Raw genomic sequence first — 20006 nt, 5'->3', positions numbered from 1 at the left:
CCGAGGCACTCCTTGTTCCATATGGTGGATTCGTATTGACCGATAACTGGGACTGACGAAAGTATGACAGCAAGAGTTACTGTCGACTGCCCCACCTCGGTGGCGGACCCGAAGGAGTGTCCATGCCCAAGCCTGCGATCATCGGTTGGTCCCACGGAAAGTTCGGCCGCTCCGAATCGCCTCTTCCCGAGATGATGGCCGAGGTCGCCAGAGGGGCCATTGCCGATGCGGGCCTCGAACCGGCTGACATCGACGTCATCCACGTCGGCGTCTACAACAACGGTCTGTCCAAGCAGGGATTCGAGGCAGCGCTTCCCGGGGTCGTCTTCCCCGAACTGGCCCTCACACCTGCGCACCGGCATGAGAATGCCTGTGCCACGGGCTCGACTGCGGTCTTTGCCGCCCATGATTCCATTGCCGCCGGCCGGCATAAGACTGCCCTGGTCATCGGGGCAGAACGAATGACCCAGGCATCTGGTCATGACGTCAACGAAGTCCTGCTCAGTGCCAGCTACCGGGAAGAAGAGGAGCACTTCAAGTCTTTCGCCGGTGTCTTCGGAGAGATCGCCCGCCAGTACTTCGAACGCTACGGCGATCACTCACAGGCCCTGGCGACGATCGCCGCGAAGAACCACGCCAACGGTGCCCGCAATCCGCTTGCCCACATGCAGAAGGACCTCGGCTTCGAGTTCTGCAACACGGTCTCGGAGAAGAACCCCTACGTCGCGGAACCGCTGCGCCGCACCGACTGCTCGATGGTCTCCGACGGGGCTGTTGCACTCGTCATGGCCGCCGAGGATGTCGCCGCCTCGGCCCCACAAGCGGTGACTTGGCGCGGCATGGGCAATGCCAATGATGTCCTTCCCCTGTCCCAGCGCGACCCCTTGGAGATGGCCGGAGCCCGCCGCGCCATGGCCCAGGCGCTCGACGCCGCTGGAATCGGCATCTTCGACCTCGACCTGCTCGAGACGCACGACTGCTTCACCATCGCCGAGCTCCTCGAATACGAGGCCTTCGGACTCGCCGAACCCGGCCAGGGTCATCGTCTCCTCGACGACGGAACCTCTGCGGTCGGTGGGCGGCTGCCGGTCAACGCCTCCGGCGGACTGAAGGCCAAGGGCCACCCGATCGGTGCCACCGGAGTCTCCATGCATGCGCTCGCCGCCGCCCAGCTCACGGGCCGCTCACCAGGCATCCAGATCCGTGATCCCGAACTGGCAGGAGTCTTCAACATGGGCGGAGCCGCCGTATCCAACTTCGCCTCGATCCTCGAGCGCGCACGCTGATGCGCGCCATCTCCCAGACCTCACCGGCCAAGGACTTCACACCCACACCTCGGCGAGGGGTCAACGTCTCCCGCTTCCTCACTCAGACTGCTCGGCGGATCCCCGACCGCACCGCAGTCATCGACGACGACCACTCAGTGCGCTGGACCTGGAGCGAACTCGACGATCGCGCAGAGGCACTGGCACTGGCCCTCCAAGACGGGGGAGTGGGCAGGCGTGACACCGTCCTCCTCGTCTCGGCCAACCACGCCGAGGTGATCCAGTCCTTCTGGGGCATCATCCGTGCCGGTGCCGTCATCGCCCCACCGAATGCGGCCCTGTCGACCGAGGAACTGCTGAGCATCTCGTCCGATGTCGCACCCGCAGCCGTCATCGTCGACCGCGCCCACGCTGACTTCGTTGAAGCGCTGAAGCAGGCAGGCTTCACCGGTGCCGTGCTGTGGATCGGCGAGCTGCCACATGAACTGCCCTCATCGAGCGGACCAGTTAGCGTCGAACGAGCAGGCTATAAAGGGTCCTCTCGACGCGAAGTGGTCCGCTCGACGGAAGCGAACGGAGAAGGGGTCCGCTCGGGCTCGGATACCCAGGGCGACGCGTCGTCGCCGACTGCTGCGGCTGCGGCACGTGACGAGATCGGAGACTTCGCGGTCGAGGAGGATGACCCCTGCTGGTACTTCTTCACCTCCGGGTCCACGGGCAAACCCAAGGCCGCGACGTTCACGCACCGCCACCTCGGCGCCGTGCTCATGAATCATCGCTGCGATCTCTTTCCCACCGAGGACGAGAACGGGGCCTCGCTCGTGCTCGCGCCACTGTCACATGGGGCGGGAATCCATATGCTCGCGCAGGTCTTCGGCGGCACACCGTCGGTCATCCACCCTGGTGGCAAGGTCGATTCGGCCACCCTGTGGGACTCGATCGACGGTTACCAGATCACCAACGCCTTCACCGTCCCGACCATTCTCAACCGCATCGTCGCAGGCTACCCGGCTCATCGCGGGGCGGACGATCACAGCCTCAAACGTGTCGTCTACGCGGGTGCCCCGATGCTCGCAGCCGACCAGTCACGTGCCCTGGAACGACTCGGTCCCTGCCTGGTGCAGTACTTCGGCCTCGCCGAGGTGACCGGTGCGATCACGGTCCTGCGCCCCGAGGAGCACGGAACGATTCCCGTCGACTCCGCCGGCATCGGCACCTGCGGGCGAGCCCGCACCGGAGTCGACATCATCATCCTCGACGAGTCGGGCACCGAGTTGCCAGCTGGGGATCAGGGTGAGGTCTGCGTGGCCGGACCCACCGTCTGCGCAGGCTACCTGGGACGCGCCGACGCCAACGCCGAATCCTTCGCCCACGGCGTCTTCCACACCGGCGACGTCGGCTACCTCGACGAGTCGGGTTTCCTGTTCCTCACCGGCCGCAAATCCGATATGTACATCTCCGGCGGGTCGAACGTCTACCCGCGAGAGATCGAGGAACTCCTCCTCACCGACGCCGAGGTGGCTCAGGCCGTGGTCGTGGGAGTGCCGGATCCGCAGTGGGGAGAGATCGGAATCGCCATCATCGAACCAGCGTCGAGTAGTGCGGCGAATGCCAGCGCTGGCTCGAGCGCTGAGCCAGGTGCGAGCGCTGACCCAGCTGCCGACGCGAGCGCGGGAAATGACCCGAGCGAGCGTCTGCGTGCGCTGTGCAAGTCCACGCTGGCGGCGTATAAGGTGCCGAAGGAGATCCATTTCGTCGCGGCGATGCCCGTCACCGCCTACGGGAAGCTGGCTCGCAAGGAACTCAAAGCCGAATACTCACAAGGGCGGGGGAGCGCACGATGAACGATCTCAAGGACAAAATCGTCATGGCCATCGGCTGCGGCACGCCGGACGGGCAGGTCAACAACGGCTTCGCCGCAGCGAAGGCGTTCCTTGCCGCAGGTGCGAAGGTCTGCATCGTCGACCGGGACGCGAACGCCCTCGACCACACACAGGCTGCTCTCGCCGGAACCGGAGGCGACGGTGCGCACGCGACGGGGCACCACCTCGGCGAGGCCGAGTCCCCTGCTGACTTGGACTCCTTTGTGACCACAGTCGTCGCCGATGTCGGAGACGAAGACTCCCTGTCTGCGGCCTTCGACCACTGTGCGAGCAGCCTCGGCGAACCCACTGTGCTGCACTACAACGTCGGCATCGTCGTCAACGGCGGCCTCGATTCTCTCGAGACGGCAGCATTCGCTAAGGCCCTCGACATCAACCTCACCGGAGCATTCGCCGCGATGAAGCAGGCGCTGCCCTATATGCGCAGGGCCGGCGGCGGGTCGATCATCACGGTCTCCTCGGTGGGCGGAATGCGCTACATGGGCTATGACTACCCGGCCTATGCGGCATCGAAGGCCGGGCTCATCGAACTCACAAAGGTCATCGGCGCCCAATACGCGTCCGAGGGGATACGTGCGAACTCCATCGCACCGGGACTCATCGAGACACCGCTCATCCACAACTCGATCAGCGACCATTACGATTCGGTCGAAGACATGCTCTCTGCCCGGCACGCACTCTCCCCGACTGGGAAGATGGGCCAGCCGGAGGACATTGCGAAGCTCGCGGTGTTCCTCGCCTCGGACGATTCGTCCTACATCAACTCCACACTCATCCCCGTCGACGGTGGGCTCGTCCACTTCGCCGGAACCCCGAAGACCTGACCCGGACGACCTGACCCCGAAGACCTGACCCCGAAGACCTGATCAGATCCCGGGCCTGAACAGATCTACAGAACCAGCCGTGACGACGCAGTCGCGGCGATGAAGACAGACAGGAACAACTCAATGATGGAGGCAAGGGTGCCGACAACACCGACGAAGAGGACCATGCTCGCCTGGTTCGCCGTGCTGGTCACGCTCGTCCTACTGGTCAGCGGGTGCGGAACGAACTTCGGCACGACCGAGGACGGGAAGCAGAAGTACCGGTGGAAGATGACGGTCACGACCGGTTCCACGAGCACCTGGTACATCGCGGCCGAGAAGTTCGCGAAGGACCTCGAAGAGGAGACGAACGGCCGCATCACCCTGAAGGTCTTCGGCAACGAGCGACTCTCCGCAGGTGAGGCCACAGCGGGCGTCGAGCAGCTCATGGACGGGGCGAAGGACTTCTCCTACAACTCTCCGATCATCTACTCGGCCGTCGACCCGCGCTTCGGTACCGTCACCGCCCCCTTCATCTTCGACAGCGTCGAAGATGGGCAGAAAGCACTGGCGGGCAAGGGCGGAGACGTCTACTCCGACTACCTGTCCGAGCACGGCGTCCACCTGCTGGGCTTCGGCGAATCGGGGATGCGTCAGCTCACGAACACCCACCACCCGATTCACACTCCAGATGACCTGCACGGACTCAAGTTCCGCATCCCCGGTTTCGGTCTCTACACCGACCTGTACCGGGCGCTGGGCTCCAACCCGACGACGATGCCCTTCGGCGAGGTGTTCACCGCACTGCAGCAAGGCGCGATCGATGGCCAGGAAAACCCGATCGACGTGATCTACTCCTCGAACCTGCAGGAGGTCCAGCCCTACCTGACCCTGTGGAACTACTCCTATGACCCGCTGGTCTTCGGCGTCAACGAGGACCTCTTCGATTCCCTCGACGCCGAGGATCAGGAACTCGTGAGCCGCCTGGCCAAGGAGACCAATGAGTTCCAGATCAAGGAGAACCGCGATGGCGAGGAGAAGCTGATCAAGGAGCTCAAGGACAGCGGCATGGAGGTCAACGAACTCACCGAGTCCGAGAAGGACGAGTTCCGCACCACCCTGGAACCGCTGTACGCCCAATACCGAAAGATCTGGGGCCAGGACATGTCCGAAGCGTTCATTCCGGAAGGACTCTGAGATGAAAATCGTCAAATGGTTCGAAGACTGGGTCGTCATCGCCTCGTTCATGGTGATCGTCCTCGTCACCTTCGTCAACGTCGTCTCCCGCTACACCTTCCAAGCCTCGCTGGCCTTCAGTGAGGAGATCACGATCAACCTCCTCGTCGTGCTCACGATGATGGGAGCGGTCGTGGGCATCCGCCTCGGCGCTCACCTGGGTTTCACCTACCTCGTTGAGAACGCGAAGCCGAAGATCCGCAGATCCCTCATCATCATCGGCGCGGCCCTGATGATCGTCTTCCTCGCCGTCCTCCTCATCTGGGGCTCCGAGATGATGATCCACCAGGCCATCCGTGGCCGCGCGACCCCATCACTGGGCATCCCGCAATGGCTGTTCACGCTGTCCATCCCGCTGGCCGGGCTGCTCGGAATCGTCCGCACCCTGCAGGCCGCTCGTGTGTCGCTGCATGAGGACACCTCCGCCGAGGCGGTCGCGCAGCGCATGGCGCAGGAGGCCGCCCCCGTCATCGACGCTGCAGAGCTGAAAACCCCTCCCACTGACCGTCAGGAAGGCCGCAAATGATCACGCTGCTGCTGTTCGGAAGCTTCTTCCTGTTCCTCGCCCTGGGCATCCCGGTGGCGTTCGCCCTTGGCCTGTCCGCCGTCACCGTGCTCATCACCACCGACGGACTCCAAGTGCTGGACGTGGTGCCCTCGGTGATGTTCCCGTCGCTGAGTTCGGGCACGCTGCTGGCGATCCCGTTCTTCGTCCTCGCCGGCATCGTCATGCAGTACACCGGCATCTCCCAGCGCCTCGTCGACCTCGCGTTCTTAGTCTTCGGCCGCTTCAGCCACGGTCTGGCCGCGGTCACGATCATCTCCGCGTTCTTCTTCTCCGCGATCTCCGGATCGGGACCGGCCACGGTGGCCGCGATCGGTGCGATCCTCATCCCTGCATTGATCCGCAACGGATACCAGAAGAAGCACGCAGTCTCCCTCGTCGCGGCTTCCGGCTCGATGGGCATCGTCGTTCCACCCTCGATCGCGTTCATCATCTTCGCCGTCGTCGCCTCCGAGTTCGGGTCGATCTCGATCACGCGTCTGTTCATCGCCGGCATCGTGCCCGGTGTGATCATGGCTCTGGCCTTCTTCATCGCCGCGCTCTTCGTCCCCCGTGTTCGTGAGCTCGCGGGCCTGCCCGTGAAATCGGGCAAGGGGCTGCTGGCTGCAGGCCGTGAGCCCGCAGCCACCACCGGCGCCGAGGCGGCCGTGTCCTCGGACTCGACCGCATCGTCGACGACAGCGGCGGCCTCGGCGGCAGGAACTGACGGCAATGGTGCGACGAAGACTCGTCTGCTCAAAGCCGGCACGGCTGGAACGCCCGTCTCGACGAACGGCCCGGCCACCTCGGCGGGCACTGGTGTGACGACCGGGTCCGGAGACGGAACCGGGGGTGTGACCGGCCCGAGCGCACCCGCGGAAGGCAGCTTCGGCGAATTCCTCGCAGCACTGGTCAAGGCCATCCCGGGCCTGCTCATTCCCGTGATCATCCTCGGCGGCATCTACGGCGGAATCTTCACGCCCACCGAGGCCGGTGCCGTGGCGTCGGTGTTCGCACTGTTGGTGGGTCTCTTCGTCTACCGCGAACTGAAATGGCCTGACCTGCCCAAGGTGTTCCTCGAGTCAGGTGTCTCGACGGCCGTCATCATGTTCATCGTCGGCGTGGCCAGCCTCTTCTCCTACGTCATCACGGTCGAAGGCATCGCCGAGACCGTGTCATCGGCGGTGCTCGGGGTCACCGACAACAAGTTCGTCATCCTCGCGGTGATCACCATCATCCTGCTCATCGTCGGCGCCTTCGTCGACGCGATCAGCGCGTTCTACCTGTTCATCCCGATCCTCGTGCCCATCCTTCTGGCCGTCGGCGTGGACATGACGACGATCGGTGTGTTCATGACCGTCAACCTCGCGATCGGCCTGTTCACACCGCCCGTGGGACTCAACCTCTACGTCGGAGCCGGCATCGGCAAGATCAGACTCGAGGAAGTGATCCGCGGGATCATGCCGTTCCTCATCGCAGCGATCATCGCCCTGCTGTTCATCACCTACATCCCGGCGATCTCGAACTGGCTGCCCGACCTCCTCGGCGTCGGCTAGCTTAAGATCCGCCCACCACACCACTGACATACTTGAGGAGAACCATGGAACCTTATCTGCTGACGAATAGATCGGCCCTGGTCACAGGTGCCGCCCAGGGCATCGGCCTGGCCATTGCGACCTCCCTGGCCAGGCGTGGAGCCTCGGTGGGGATCGTCGATCTCAGGGGCGCCGAGGTGGCCGCAGAAAGTCTGTCCCAGCAGTTTCCGGAGCAGACGTTCACCGGTTTCGAACTCGATGTCCGCGACGCCGAGGCGGTCACCGCTGCCGTCGGATCCTTCGTCGAAGCCTCCGGTGGGATCGACATCCTCGTCAACAACGCAGGCACGGCGGCCCGGATCGGGATCGACGAGATGACGGCCGAACAGTGGCAGCAGGACCTCGACACCAACCTCGGCGGAACCTTCAATTTCATCAAGGCCGCAGTGCACCCGCACATGCTTCATTCCGGTGCAGGATCGATCGTCAACATCTCGTCGATCTCGGGAATCAACGGCGGCGCCATGTCCGATGGTGAGGCCGGTGCGCGTTCGGGACCGGCGTATGCGGCGAGCAAGGGCGGGATCATCGCGCTCACGAAGTGGGTGGCCAAGGAGTACGGGCGGCAGGGTATCCGCTGCAACTCGGTGGCTCCGGGCCCAGTGGAGTCCGCGCTCACCGCGGGTCAGGACTACGACACCTCGAACCAGGCCCTGGATCGCATGGGCACACCCGGTGAGATCGCCGAGGCGGTCGCCTACCTCGCCAGCGATGGCGCCGCATTCACCACCGGTCAGATCTTGCGCATCGACGGTGGGGCCGTGATGTCGTGAACTCACCAGCTTCACCACCGTCGGCGGCCTCGCTCCCGAACGGCGTTCTCGACGTCTGCTCCATTGGGTTCACCCCGATCAAGGGGACTCGGCACCAGTCGCAGCCCGAGGCCTCGTTCGACGAGCACGGACCCGTGGGGGACCGGCGCTACTGCCTCGTCGACACCGACACACGGCGGGTCCTGCGGACCGTGCAGAACCCCTCGCTGGTCGCGGTCGTTGCGGCGTTTCACGGTGCCCAGCTGGAGACCTCGCTGCCCGACGGACGGTCGGTCTGCACTGTACCGGAGGCATCAGGACAGACGCTGACATGCGATTACTGGGGCAGACCCGTCGCAGCTGAACTGATGCAAGGACCCCACGATGCGCTGCTGTCATCCTGGCTGGGCAAGCCTGTGCGTCTGGCTCACGTTCCACGCGGAGACGTCGTCTTCGGGGAGCCGATCACGATCGTGACCACGGCCTCCATCCGCGATCTCGGCGAGAGACTCGGGCATCCCGATCTCCTTGCCGAAGCGGCTCGATTCAGGGCGACGCTGCTCGTCGAGACGGACGTCCCTTATATAGAGGGGACGTGGAACGGCCGCGAGATGATTTTCGGCGAGATTCGCATTCGGGTTGGAGGGCCGATCCCACGCTGTGCGGTCATGGATCTGCATCCCGTCACCGGTGCGCGCGGCTCGCGGTTGCTGACGTCACTTGCCGCCTACCGACCCAGAAACGACGCTGGTGAACCCCATTTCGGGGTCTATGGGCAGGTCATTGACGCACCCAGAAGCTGACCGCAGAACGAGTGTGCCTGCAAAATGTTTGGGGCTAGCCGTTCACATCGACAGCACCAGGAGTTCGAAGGTCACAGCCACATGGTTCGCGTCGAGGGCCAACTCTCCTGCGTGAACTTCGCCGGCGACATCGACGACTTCGCCGGCGAGGCTGACCTGCGGGTTGTCACTCAGGGCGTCACTGACGGAACCCGTCAGGTGAGTGAACTCTACGGCCGGCCATGAAGCTGTTCCATCAATGAAGACGGCGCCGGTGGTGCTGCCGAGACTGGCCCGCACCTCGGCGGTGTCGAAGCCGGCGGCACGGCAGATGGCCACGACCGCGCCATCGATGAGCTCCCCGGGACGGACGCGGGAGATGACCGCATCGGTCGACGCCGACACTGAAACCGATGCCGACTCGGAACCCGGAGCTGAGGCCGACGCCGACTCCGTGGCGGGGGAGCGCATCGCAGTCGGCGCGAACGCGAAGAACCCGGTCTCCGGATCGGCTTCGCTGAGCTGCTGCGCATCGGCGAAGGCAAAGACGCGCAGGCGCATACCCTTCGGTCCGACGAGTGTGCCGGGCAGCAGATGACCGCCCTTGACCAGGCCCTCCTCGGTCAACCAGGAAGCGTGGATATGGGCGAACGGAACACCGCCCTTCTTACCCACCGTCGCCGAGGCATGCCTCAACTCTGCTGCCCCATCGTGGTGGAACTCGGAGGTGAAGGACATGGGGTGCTCGGCGTCGGGGCCATAGGCCGGATAGACGTAGTTGATCCGACCGAACTCACCGTCGGTGAACTCCACCATGAGCCCGGAGACGTCGAGTGATTCCAGGAGGCCGGTCACGGAGTCGAAGAGATCATCGCCGGCGGCGATATCGATGAGATGCTCGCTATGACGGGTCGGCACCGAGACGATTCTCGGACTCTGCCGGGGCCCTGCATGGATGACGACGTCACCGGGCTCGCCGAGGCGATAGCCAGGTACATCGTGTGCACTGGTGGTCTCGTGTGCGCTGGTGGTGCCGTGTGGCTGAACAGTGTTGTCGGTCATGTCTGGTCCTCCCCGCTCGCGCTGTTCACAGCCTCGGCGATCTGGCGAGCTTCGTGTTGGAGAAGCTCGGCGAGTTCGAATACACGTGCCCCGGTCATGCGCTCCTCGATGCTGGCGATCGATAGGGCCGCGCGCGGCTTTCTGCCCTTGACCCGCACCGGCACGCCGATCGCCCAGGATCCCTGGGCGAAGAGCCCTGGGTTGTGGACGAACCCGTCGTGACGGCCCCGGCGGATGATCTCCTTGAGTCTGGACACAGAGACTTCGGGGTAACGGTCGGCAAATATTCTCGAGTTGGCGTCGAAGGAGGCGTCCACCTCGGCGTCGGAGAACTGGGTCATGATGGCAAGACTTCCGGCGCCGATGCCCAAGGGGTGGCGATCGCCCACGGCCAGGGCGTTGTTGAAGATCGGGCCGAAGCCGTCCTCGCGGCGGGCGCAGATCGAGTAGCTGCCGGTGCGCATCGTGAGGAAAGCAGTGTCCTGGGTGAGCTCGGCGAGCCTGAGCAGACTCGACTCGGATTCTTCAATCGCGGGGTCGGCAGATTTCTGGGCCAGCTGTCCCATGATCTGGGACTGCACGCCGAGGCGGTAGCCGCCGTCCTCGCATCGTTCGACGTATCCCATGGCGATGAGGGCGTTGAGCATGCGATGCACGCTGGCCTTGGGGCGACCGCTGATGGCCACGATCTCACTGAGAGGCGCGCCGTTGGGGTTCTCGCTGCTGATGATGCCGACGAGCCCCAGCAGGGACAGGGCACGCTGGATGCTTTGGGCTCCACTGCCCGGCCCCAGGTCGTCGACGGCGTGAGCGACGTTGAATGATGCGGAACGGCGCATGATCCGCCCGCGCATCTTCATCCGGTCGAGATCGTGTGTCTGCGCTTCATTGCCCATGCTGACGATTATCGGCTGTTGCTGGTCAAGGCCAGAAGTCGGATCCATGATGTGGACCGCGGATGGGGGCGGACTACCTCGCCGCCAGGCTCCTGCGCAGGGAATCGATCATCAGGTCGAGACCGTCTGACTCCCGAAGCGGATCGGCGGCGAGGATCTGGATCGAACGATCGTCGAGGCCAGGGTCGTCGAGTTCCACGGCAGCGCACCCCGCCTCGGCGAGATTGTCCGGGATCGTCCGCTCGGCCATCATTGCGACCATCGTCGTTCCGGCGATGGCTCTCATCGTGAGCACGGGACACGTGGCTTCGATCGTCGGGGAGAATACCTGTCCCTGAGCGCGGACAGCCTGTTCGATCCTCATCCGAGCGGTGTTTCCCGACGGCAGCGTGGCGATCGGGAAGTCGACCAGGTCCCGGATGCGGACGGTGGCTCGCTGGGCAAGAGGGTGCTTCTTGTCGAAGACTGCAAAATTCCGGGCCGGGGTCAGATCGATCCGCCGGACGCCGGGAACCGAAACGAGATCATGGCCGTATACGGAGAAGTTCACGCACAGGTCCGCTTGCCGGTTCTTCAACACCTGAACAGCCTCGAGCGACGTGGTGTCGATGATCGAGACCTGCACCCGGTCGGTGGTGGTCATGACATCGTTGATGGCGTCGGCGACGACGGTCTGGCCGAGCCCGGTGCTGGTGACGATAGTGATGGTCTCGACCTCGCGGGAGTAGCTTCCGAACGAGTCGGAGAGGAGCTCGGATTCGGCGATCATCCGCCGCGCGAAGTCTGCGAGAGCCAGGCCCTGTCCAGTGGGAACGACTCCGTTCGCCGAGCGATCGAACAGGGTCGTGCCGTAGTGCTCCTCAAATGTTTTGATCTGGCGACTGGCGGTCGAATGGGAGACAAACAGAGCTCGCGCGGCGAGGTGGATGGAGCCGTATTCGACGACTGCCAGCAGGGTCTTCAGGCTGCGCAGGTCGGTCATGCGATTATGGTACTAGGGATGGTGCATATTATGCACAGCCGCCTTGCGAGAAACGCACCGGCATATGGACAGATCGGTCTTCCAATCTGAGCCGGACTGCGACAGTCTGAACATATGAGACCAGATCACAGCCCCGGCCAAGGCGAAACGGCACCGAGACGAACAGCGCCGAATGAAATCCGCGAAGTCGTCACTCGGGAGTCCGTCACCCGGGAGTCCGTCACCCGGGCAGCGGGCGAATTCGTCCGCAGCCAAACCTTCTTCGATCTGCTGGCCACGCGTGTCGCAGAACGCACCGAAAGTCAGGCGCCGGGCAATGGCCTCGCCGCTCATGCCTACCTTGCCGAGGAGATCGCCCCCGAGCTCACGGCCCTGGGCTTCACGACGACGATCCATGACAATCCCGAATCCGATGAGCACCCGCTGCTCATCGCCTCACGCATCGAGGACCCGCAGCTGCCGACCGTCCTCCTCTACGGTCACGGCGACGTGCAGTTCGCCCACGACTCGCAATGGTCTGACAACCTCGACCCGTGGGTGCTCACCCGCGACGGCGACCGTCTCTACGGTCGAGGCAGCGCCGACAACAAAGGCCAGCACACCGTGAACTCCCTCTCCCTGAAGACCGTCCTCGAGTCACTCGACGCTCCCGGCACAGCCGCTCTGGGCTACAACGTCAAGGTCCTCATGGAAACAGCCGAAGAGGCCGGTTCGCTCGGCCTCAAGGCATTCGCAGCCGCACACAGGGCCGAACTCGACGCCGATCTCTTCCTCGCCTCCGACGGTCCCCGGATCGCCGCCGAATACCCGACCCTCTTCCTCGGTTCCCGCGGGGCGTTGGGGTTCAAGCTCGTCGTCCACGATCGCGACGGCGACCATCATTCGGGCAATTGGGGCGGGAAGCTGCGCAACTCCGCGACCGTCCTCGCCGCCGCCGTCAATTCCCTCGTCGATGGAAACGGCGTCATCAGGATTCCCACGCTGCGCCCCGAAGACCCGCCCGCCTCGGTGCTCGAAGCCGTTGCGAAGCTGCCCGAGGTGATCGAAGCCGGATCACCCGAAGTCGATTTCGATTGGGGAGAGCCAGGGCTCACCTCGGCGGAGAAGGTCTTCGCCTTCAACGTCATCGAGGTCCTCGCCCTCGACGCCGGAAATCCTGCCCAAGTGGTCAACGCGATCCCGGGAAGGGCCGAAGCGCACATGCAGCTGCGATACGTCGTCGGCACCGACGTCGACGACTTCGAGAGCAAGGTGCGGGCCCATCTGGAAGGCCAAGGGATCCACGGAGTCGATGTCGTCTTCGAGCACTGCATGCCGGCGACCCGACTCGACCCGAACGCCCGCGTCGTCGCGGCTGCCGCTGAGTCGGTCAGGACGACGACCGGGCTCGAGGCCGCGATCGAACCAAACCTGGGCGGTACCATCCCCAACGACGTATTCGCCGAGGTGCTGGGCCTGCCCACCGTATGGGTCCCGCATTCCTACCCCGGATGCAATCAGCACGCCCCCGACGAACATGCCCTGACCTCGATCCTTCAGCAGGGCGCCGAGATCATGGCTGGAATGTTCTGGGACATGGGGCAGAACCCCGACGACTGGTTCACCTCGAAAGAGGCGACGCCAGATGCGTCACAAAAGACGACGCCGGATGCGTCACAAAAGACGACGCCGGACGAACCTACGGAGACCACATCGGGCAAGGAGCCGGAAGCCGGCACTGACTCACCATCTGGTTGATGTTCCTGGGCATGTTGATGATTGTCGTCATGCCCCCGGCTCATGCCATCGGCCCGGCTCATGCCATCGGCCTGGCCGCCCCGCTGCTCATTCTCCGCCCGTCTTATCCAGGGCTTCGCTGCCAGTTAGCAGTCCACCTCGCAGGCGATGGCGACGATCCTGAAGACGCAGTTCGTCGAAAAACGGGATGCACGTCAAAACCCTTATGCGCACTGGCGTGTCTCGACGTGCATCCCGTTATTCGGTGCTGGGCTCAGGTGGTGAGGAGTCTCATGTGGTGATCGGCTGAACTCAATATACTTAGCTGGTAAAGTATATTGATGTCGGCATGCCTGTCGACGACGGAACTTTGTCACTGCGAGACGAGGGGGGAGGTGCGAGATGACCGATGCTCGCGAGCGCCCGGAGAGTGACTACATTGACGAGGTCAGGGGTCAGTGGGACGCGATCTTCCCCGGCCTCGACACGTCGATGGTGGCGCTGATGGGGCGAATCTCCCGTATCGCGCAGGTGGTCCAAGCCCGAAGTGATGCGGTCCTCGCCGCCCAGGGAATTACCCGCGGAGAGTTCGACGTCATCTCTCTGCTTGCTCGACACGGAGGCACACTGTCTCCGACACGGGTGTCGACGGAACTGATCATCTCTGGTGCCGGCGTGACCAAAAGACTTAAGCGCCTGGCCAGTGCCGGGCTCATCACCAGGATCCCCGATCCAGCCGACGGGCGCGGTTCACTCGTGCAGCTGACCGCCGAGGCATGGGATCTGCTGCGTCCTGTCCTCGAGTCCGTGCTCGGCTTCGAGGGCCGACTGCTGGCCGACATCGCTCCGGACGTCCAGGAGCAGCTTGCAGGCAATCTGCGCGAACTTCTGCTCAGTATCGAGGCAGACGCCACCGACGCCAGAGACACCAGCGGCTCCGCCGACAGCTGACAGGCGAGCCGGTCAGTATTCAGCACCAACCAGAACGCCAGCAGCAGCACCAGCGACCATCAGCACCTCAGCCCAGGAGGCACCCGAACACTGTGAAGACCTATGCCCGCGACTTCTTCCGCATTCCTTCCCCTCGCGGACACCGCACCCCAGCTCTGAGGGTCGCAGCGGGCATCGGCATTCCACTCATCGTGCTCGTCCTCATCGGCCGTACCGACCTCACCATCTTCGCCGTCTTCGGCGCACTCACCGGTGTCTTCGGCCGAGTCGAACCCCACTGGCTGCGGCTGAAGCACCAGAGCCTCGCCGGACTGCTCATGAGCCTGAGCATCGTCGGCGGCGTCATCTGCGGCGGCCTCGGAATCAACGGCTGGCCGCTCGTGGGTATCGGCACACTCATGGCTGGAGTCCTGTCGATCGTCGCCGACGTCCTCCGACTGCGCCCTTCTGGGCCCCTCTTCTACATCTTCGCGTTCATGGCCACAGCCTCGGCACCCTTCGCGGGACAGCTCTGGGAGGCTGCGGTCACCGGTGTCGCAAGCGTCGGTGTCGCTCTCATCCTCGGCTTCATGGGTCGACTCTGGGCACGCCGAACCGAACCGGATCGACAGCTCGCGGAGACCCCGCTGCCGCCGTGGTCGCGGATCTCTGCTCAGGCCGGACGCTATTTCGTCGCCCTCGGATTGGCCGGTTCGATCGGGGTGATGTCCGGTCTGGGGCATCACTACTGGGCCATGGTCGCGGCCGCTGCACCCATCTCTGCAGTCGGCGCTTCCGGTGGGCTGGTCCGCGCCGTCTACCGCATCATCGGCACATACGCGGGAGTCCTGCTCACTGCTGCCCTGCTCACCGTCGAATGGCCGCCGCTGAGCCTTGCCATCCTGATCGCGGTCCTGCAGTTCCTCGGCGAGGTCTTCGTCATCAGCCACTACAGCATCGCGCTGATCTTCATGACACCCGTGGCGTTGATGATGACCGAATTCGTCGCACCCGGACCAGCCGGGAGTCTCGTCGCCGACCGTGCTCTTGAGACGACGATCGGTGCGGTCATCGCCTTCTTCGTCATCCTGCTCACCACGCGCAAGCAGCGGGCGCGGGAACGGGAATTGGCCAAACCTCAGTCGACCTGAGTGCCCAGTCGACCTGAGCTCTCAGTCGACCTGATTGATCAGGCGTGCGCGGGGGAGGCGGCCGCCTCGACGAGGGCCCGCTTCTTTGCCCCACGGTGACCGATGACGGTCACGACGGCGATCGCCGCAGCGACGAAGGCGATGCCGATCCACTGATTGATCATCAACGTGGCGGCACCGGCGATGGCACCGATCAGGATGAGAAGGACGGCCAGAGCTCGGCGGATCCAGCGGACGCTGTCGCCACCGGCCAGCCGCGAATCAGATGCCAAGCCGACGATCGTCGAGGTGACGACGACGGTGGTGACGTCGGCGATCTTCATCCGCCGGGCCGCAGCGGCTTGTGCGCCCATCAGGGCCGAGAGTGCCGAGGTGAAGATGGTTCCGGCCAGGCCCACCTCGGGGTTGGGCATGAGTGCGACATAGACGGCCAGGCCCGCACAGCCGACGGCCACTCCGGCGTAGATGATCGTGGTGCGCACGTGCCAGTCCTCACCGATGCGGCCGAGGATGCGCCCGCCCAGGGCCGCCCCCACCATGAAGAACACGAGGGCTAAGGCGGGCCGCAGGACCGGAGTGTCCTCAGCTCCGGCTAGGCCCATGCCGAGGATGACGACGTTGCCCGTCATGTTTCCGGTGAAGACCTTATCGAAGCCCAGGTAGCCGATCGCGTCGACCATTCCGGTTGAGAATGTCAGTACGAGCAGCATGGCCAAGTCGAGTCGACGTGTCATTGCGTCCCTTTCATCGAGCTCGCCTGCGAACCCTGGTGGTCTCAGAACTCGAGTGGTTCCCGGGCGACGAGCAGCCTCGGGGTTGCTCGTGATCCCAGGATTCGATATTTACTGAAAGTTTGTATACAAAACAATAAGCACGGGATAGATTGTATGCAAATATTGATTTTTGATGAGATGCTCACACAGGAGTGCGCGTGAAGAAACGGATAATGGCGGTGCTTGCCGGCGTCGTCCTGCTGGCCGGGTGCACGCCGGTCCAACCGCTCGGCGAACCACCCGAGAGACCCGACGTGAAGTCGGTCGATGCCGACGCCGGTGCCTTCGAAGGAGGCGGAGATCTCGTCATGGCGCTGTCTTCGGAACCGGATCGCCTCGACCCGACGACATCCTCCTCTCTCTACACCCGATACGTGATGCAGACGATGTGCCAGAAGCTCTACGACATCGATGCGAACGGTGAGATCACACCGATGCTCGCAACCTCGCTGCCGGATGTCTCCAAGGACGGAAAGACCGTGCGCATCCCGGTCAGGGACGGTGTGCGATTCGCCGACGGCACCGACTTCGACGCCGAGGCGGTCAAGACGACCATCGAACGCGGGCTCAACCTCGAAGAGTCATCCCGCTCTGCAGAACTCGGCCCGATCAACGATGTGACCGCCATTGACGATCAGACCGTCGAGGTCACCTTCGACGAACCCTTCGCGCCATTCACCGCGGCCCTGGCCGATCGCGCCGGGATGATCATGTCGCCAGCGGCCCTGGACGAGGCGGGTGAGGACTTCGGCGACCACCCGGTGTGCGTAGGGCCGTTCAAGTTCGAGAAGCGCATCGCGCAGACGTCGATCAAGGTCGTCAAGGACCCCAACTACTACGACGCCGACAAGGTTCACCTCGACTCGATCACCTATCAGATCATGTCGGATGCAAACATTCGTGCCGCGAACATCCGCTCCGGCGATGTGCAGGTCGCGGACACGATCTCCCCGCAGGACGTCGACGCTCTCAAAGAGGAATCCGGAATCGGACTCCTGCAGTCGAACTCTCTGGGATATCAAGGACTGACCGTGAACATGGGCTTCGGTGACAATCCGGAGAACTTCGAGACGCCACTGGGCCAGGACCCGAAGGTGCGCAAGGCACTGTCGATGGCCTTCGATCGCAAGGCATTGGTCAACACCGTATTCAACGGATGGTTCTCACCGGCTTGCTCCGGCATCTCTCCGGACAGTCCCTTCGCAACCAAGGCGAGCGACGAGTGCGTCGACTACGATCCAGCTGGCGCGAAGAAGCTTCTCGAGGATGCCGGAGTCGAGCTTCCGCTCAAGGTGAATATGAAGGTCTCGAACACTCAGGACACACTTCGCTTCGCTCAGGCTGTTCAGGCCGCCACCAAGGAAGCAGGCTTCGACATCACGGTCCAGCCGATGGAATACACGGCCCTGCTCGATGCCCAGGACCGCGGCGACTACGAGCTCCTCCAACTGGGCTGGTCCGGACGCGTCGATCCGCACGGAAACCTCTACACCTTCCATTATCCGGGTGCCGGCAACAACGTCACAGGAGTCGATGACGACACACTCAGCAATCTGCTCACCCGAGCCAGTGAATCCACAGACATGGATGAGCGCAAGAAGCTCTACGGTGAAGCCTCACAGCGGACCGGCGAACTCAACTCGATCATCTATCTCTACCGACAGAAGAACCTCACGGCCTACACCGATGATGTGTCCGGCATCGATGTGTTCTCCGACGGCGTCGTCCATCTCTCCGAAGCCGGATTTCTGAAGAAGGACGCTCAGCGATGACTCGATACGTGCTCACCAAGATCTTCCACGCCATCATCACCTTCGTACTCTCAGGCATCGTCATCTTCTTCGGTGTGCGCATGCTCCCGGGCGACCCAGCTCTGGCCATGGCCGGTGAAGAGGCGACCCCTGAACGACTCGACGCGATCCGCGCCGACCTCGGGCTCGACCAGCCTCTGCTCGTCCAGTTCGTCAAGTTCTTGGGCGATATCGTCACCGGCGACCTCGGCGAATCCACGCGGACAGGCTTGGCCGTGACCGAGATGATTGCGACCACCCTGCCAGTGACCCTATGGCTGTCGCTGTACGCGATCCTCGTCGCCGTCATCGTCGGCATCACCCTGGGCATGGTCGCAGAACGCTTCCGCGGAAAGTGGCCGGAGCTGGGCAGCAACTTCCTCGCTCTCCTCGGCCTGTCGGTTCCGAACTTCTGGCTCGGCCTCCTCGCGATCATGGTACTGGCCGTCACTCTCGGATGGTTCCCTGCCTCGGGGTACGTCGACGTCCTCTCCGACCCGATCCGCGGCATCTACTACCTCACCCTGCCCGCCGTGATCCTGGGTACCAGCCTGGCCGCGGTCATCACCAGGCAGACCAGGGCCTCGATGATCGAGAGCATGGGCACCGACTATGTGCGCATGGCACGAGCCAAGGGACTGTCCAGACCGCGGGTCCTCTTCCGATACGGACTGCGCAACTCACTCATCGTCCTCGTCACGATCATCGGTCTGCAGCTGGGTGGCCTGATCTCGGGTGCAGTGGTCACGGAGAGGATCTTCGCCCTGCCAGGGATCGGCAAACTCACCCTCGATGCGGTATTCTCCCGCGACTATCCGGTCATCCAAGCGGTTGTCCTCGTGATCACGGCCTCCTACATTCTCATCAACTTGGCCGTCGACATCCTCTATTCGGTCATCAACCCACAGATCCGAGTCAGCGAGGACGCCTCATGACCACCCCAATCGTCACGAACACCGACAAGAACACGCAGGGGCTCGACCCCGAATTCCACGCCTCGAACAACCGGGCCTGGTGGCTGCTGCGCTCCATCCTGTCCAACCCGATGGGGCTCATCGGATCCGTCATGGTCGCCATCGTGGTGCTCGTCGGAATCTTCGCACCACTCATCGCTCCCTATGGATTCGCACAGACGAACTTCCACGCTCCATTTCAAGTGCCGGGCACGATCGGCTTCGTCCTCGGCACCGACGACCTCGGCAGAGACGTTCTCTCCAGGCTCGCATTCGGTGTTCGCGCCTCGCTCCAGGTGGGGCTCCTGGCAGTTGCGCTGGCCGTCATCGTCGGCACACCTCTGGGCCTCTTGGCCGGATACTTCCGGGGCCTCGACGCGGTCATCTCCCGACTGACTGATGTCACCCTGGCGTTTCCGTTCCTCATCATCGCCGTCGGGCTGGCAGCCATTTCCGGGCCCAGCCTGGCCAATGCCGCGATCGCGTTGGGCATCTCCCAGGTGCCCACGATGATCAGAGTGGTCAGAGGTGAGACGATGCGGCTGAAATCTGCCGACTTCGTCAAGGCCGCGATCGCCACTGACGCGTCGAAGACACGTATTCTGGGCATGCATATCCTGCCCAACATCGCTTCGGCGATCATCGTACAGGCCACCGTCATCATTCCCACCGCCGTGATCGGAGAATCGATCCTCTCCTTCCTCGGCCTGGGTATCCAGCCGCCCTCACCCAGCCTGGGCATCATGCTCTCCGACGCGCAGCAGTACATCTTCCGTGCACCGTCGACCGCGCTGTTCCCCGGGCTGGCGATCCTGGTCATCTGCTTGGCCTTCAACCTCTTCGGGGACGCCCTGCGCGACGCCCTCGACCCCAATTCGAAGAAGGGACACTGA

General features: G+C 63.7%; 18 protein-coding genes. 14 read left to right on the top strand and 4 right to left on the bottom strand.

Annotated features, from left to right (window positions below):
* Positions 1 to 122 precede the first annotated feature (122 nt).
* The 8 genes from HU144_RS02860 (at position 123) to HU144_RS19345 (ending at position 8881) form a co-directional block, all read left to right on the top strand.
* Positions 123 to 1286 carry a thiolase domain-containing protein gene (locus tag HU144_RS02860; protein WP_235350052.1) on the top strand — a complete coding sequence of 388 codons (1164 nt, stop codon included), beginning with the start codon at positions 123 to 125 and terminating at the stop codon, positions 1284 to 1286.
* The gene (locus tag HU144_RS02855; protein WP_235350051.1) at positions 1286 to 3109 is read left to right on the top strand and encodes an AMP-binding protein; all 1824 of its coding nucleotides are present in this window, start codon (positions 1286 to 1288) and stop codon (positions 3107 to 3109) included. The genes HU144_RS02860 and HU144_RS02855 overlap by 1 nt, the downstream gene beginning before the upstream one ends.
* Positions 3106 to 3972 carry an SDR family NAD(P)-dependent oxidoreductase gene (locus tag HU144_RS02850; protein WP_235350050.1) on the top strand — a complete coding sequence of 289 codons (867 nt, stop codon included), beginning with the start codon at positions 3106 to 3108 and terminating at the stop codon, positions 3970 to 3972. The genes HU144_RS02855 and HU144_RS02850 overlap by 4 nt, the downstream gene beginning before the upstream one ends.
* 123 nt (positions 3973 to 4095) lie before the next feature.
* A complete protein-coding gene (locus tag HU144_RS02845; protein WP_235350049.1) occupies positions 4096 to 5148 on the top strand; it encodes a DctP family TRAP transporter solute-binding subunit in 1053 nt (350 codons plus the stop codon).
* A 1-nt stretch (position 5149) separates the two neighbouring features.
* The gene (locus HU144_RS02840) at positions 5150 to 5713 is read left to right on the top strand and encodes a TRAP transporter small permease (RefSeq protein WP_198397305.1); all 564 of its coding nucleotides are present in this window, start codon (positions 5150 to 5152) and stop codon (positions 5711 to 5713) included.
* Positions 5710 to 7287: a TRAP transporter large permease gene (locus HU144_RS02835; protein ID WP_235350048.1), complete on the top strand. Its 1578-nt coding sequence runs from the start codon at positions 5710 to 5712 to the stop codon at positions 7285 to 7287. Before HU144_RS02840 ends, HU144_RS02835 begins: the two co-directional genes overlap by 4 nt.
* 44 nt (positions 7288 to 7331) lie before the next feature.
* Positions 7332 to 8099 (top strand): SDR family NAD(P)-dependent oxidoreductase, encoded by a 768-nt coding sequence (locus HU144_RS02830; protein ID WP_235350047.1) that lies wholly within the window; start codon positions 7332 to 7334, stop codon positions 8097 to 8099.
* Positions 8096 to 8881 carry an MOSC domain-containing protein gene (locus tag HU144_RS19345; RefSeq protein ID WP_235350046.1) on the top strand — a complete coding sequence of 262 codons (786 nt, stop codon included), beginning with the start codon at positions 8096 to 8098 and terminating at the stop codon, positions 8879 to 8881. The genes HU144_RS02830 and HU144_RS19345 overlap by 4 nt, the downstream gene beginning before the upstream one ends.
* A gap of 42 nt (positions 8882 to 8923) precedes the next feature.
* Here HU144_RS19345 and HU144_RS02820 read toward each other — a convergent pair whose 3' ends face one another.
* The 3 genes from HU144_RS02820 to HU144_RS02810 form a co-directional block, all read right to left on the bottom strand.
* A complete protein-coding gene (locus HU144_RS02820) occupies positions 8924 to 9922 on the bottom strand; it encodes a PCC domain-containing protein (protein ID WP_235350045.1) in 999 nt (332 codons plus the stop codon).
* Positions 9919 to 10818 (bottom strand): IclR family transcriptional regulator, encoded by a 900-nt coding sequence (locus HU144_RS02815; protein WP_235350044.1) that lies wholly within the window; start codon positions 10816 to 10818, stop codon positions 9919 to 9921. Before HU144_RS02815 ends, HU144_RS02820 begins: the two co-directional genes overlap by 4 nt.
* 73 nt (positions 10819 to 10891) lie before the next feature.
* Complete coding sequence (locus HU144_RS02810) at positions 10892 to 11800, bottom strand: LysR family transcriptional regulator (RefSeq protein WP_235350043.1); 909 nt, start codon at positions 11798 to 11800, stop codon at positions 10892 to 10894.
* A 114-nt stretch (positions 11801 to 11914) separates the two neighbouring features.
* Between HU144_RS02810 and HU144_RS02805 the strand changes: the two genes are divergently transcribed.
* The 3 genes from HU144_RS02805 (at position 11915) to HU144_RS19340 (ending at position 15597) form a co-directional block, all read left to right on the top strand.
* The gene (locus HU144_RS02805) at positions 11915 to 13537 is read left to right on the top strand and encodes a M20/M25/M40 family metallo-hydrolase (RefSeq protein WP_235350042.1); all 1623 of its coding nucleotides are present in this window, start codon (positions 11915 to 11917) and stop codon (positions 13535 to 13537) included.
* A 381-nt stretch (positions 13538 to 13918) separates the two neighbouring features.
* On the top strand, positions 13919 to 14467 hold the full coding sequence (locus HU144_RS02800) for a MarR family winged helix-turn-helix transcriptional regulator (RefSeq protein ID WP_235350041.1): 549 nt from the start codon (positions 13919 to 13921) through the stop codon (positions 14465 to 14467).
* 92 nt (positions 14468 to 14559) lie between these two features.
* Positions 14560 to 15597 (top strand): FUSC family protein, encoded by a 1038-nt coding sequence (locus HU144_RS19340; RefSeq protein WP_235350040.1) that lies wholly within the window; start codon positions 14560 to 14562, stop codon positions 15595 to 15597.
* A gap of 38 nt (positions 15598 to 15635) precedes the next feature.
* On the opposite strand, the gene HU144_RS02790 is transcribed toward HU144_RS19340, so the two are convergent.
* Positions 15636 to 16331 carry a YoaK family protein gene (locus HU144_RS02790; RefSeq protein ID WP_235350039.1) on the bottom strand — a complete coding sequence of 232 codons (696 nt, stop codon included), beginning with the start codon at positions 16329 to 16331 and terminating at the stop codon, positions 15636 to 15638.
* A gap of 197 nt (positions 16332 to 16528) precedes the next feature.
* Between HU144_RS02790 and HU144_RS02785 the strand changes: the two genes are divergently transcribed.
* The 3 genes from HU144_RS02785 to HU144_RS02775 are packed head-to-tail and all read left to right on the top strand — an operon-like array spanning position 16529 to position 20006.
* Positions 16529 to 18142, top strand: a complete 1614-nt coding sequence (locus HU144_RS02785) for an ABC transporter substrate-binding protein (protein ID WP_235350038.1) — start codon at positions 16529 to 16531, stop codon at positions 18140 to 18142.
* Positions 18139 to 19095 (top strand): ABC transporter permease, encoded by a 957-nt coding sequence (locus tag HU144_RS02780; RefSeq protein ID WP_235350037.1) that lies wholly within the window; start codon positions 18139 to 18141, stop codon positions 19093 to 19095. The genes HU144_RS02785 and HU144_RS02780 overlap by 4 nt, the downstream gene beginning before the upstream one ends.
* The gene (locus HU144_RS02775) at positions 19092 to 20006 is read left to right on the top strand and encodes an ABC transporter permease (protein WP_235350036.1); all 915 of its coding nucleotides are present in this window, start codon (positions 19092 to 19094) and stop codon (positions 20004 to 20006) included. The genes HU144_RS02780 and HU144_RS02775 overlap by 4 nt, the downstream gene beginning before the upstream one ends.

The sequence above is a fragment of the Brevibacterium sp. UCMA 11752 genome (genome assembly GCF_021532235.1).
Lineage (GTDB): Bacteria > Actinomycetota > Actinomycetes > Actinomycetales > Brevibacteriaceae > Brevibacterium > Brevibacterium antiquum.
This window is presented reverse-complemented; position numbering and strand designations above follow the sequence as displayed.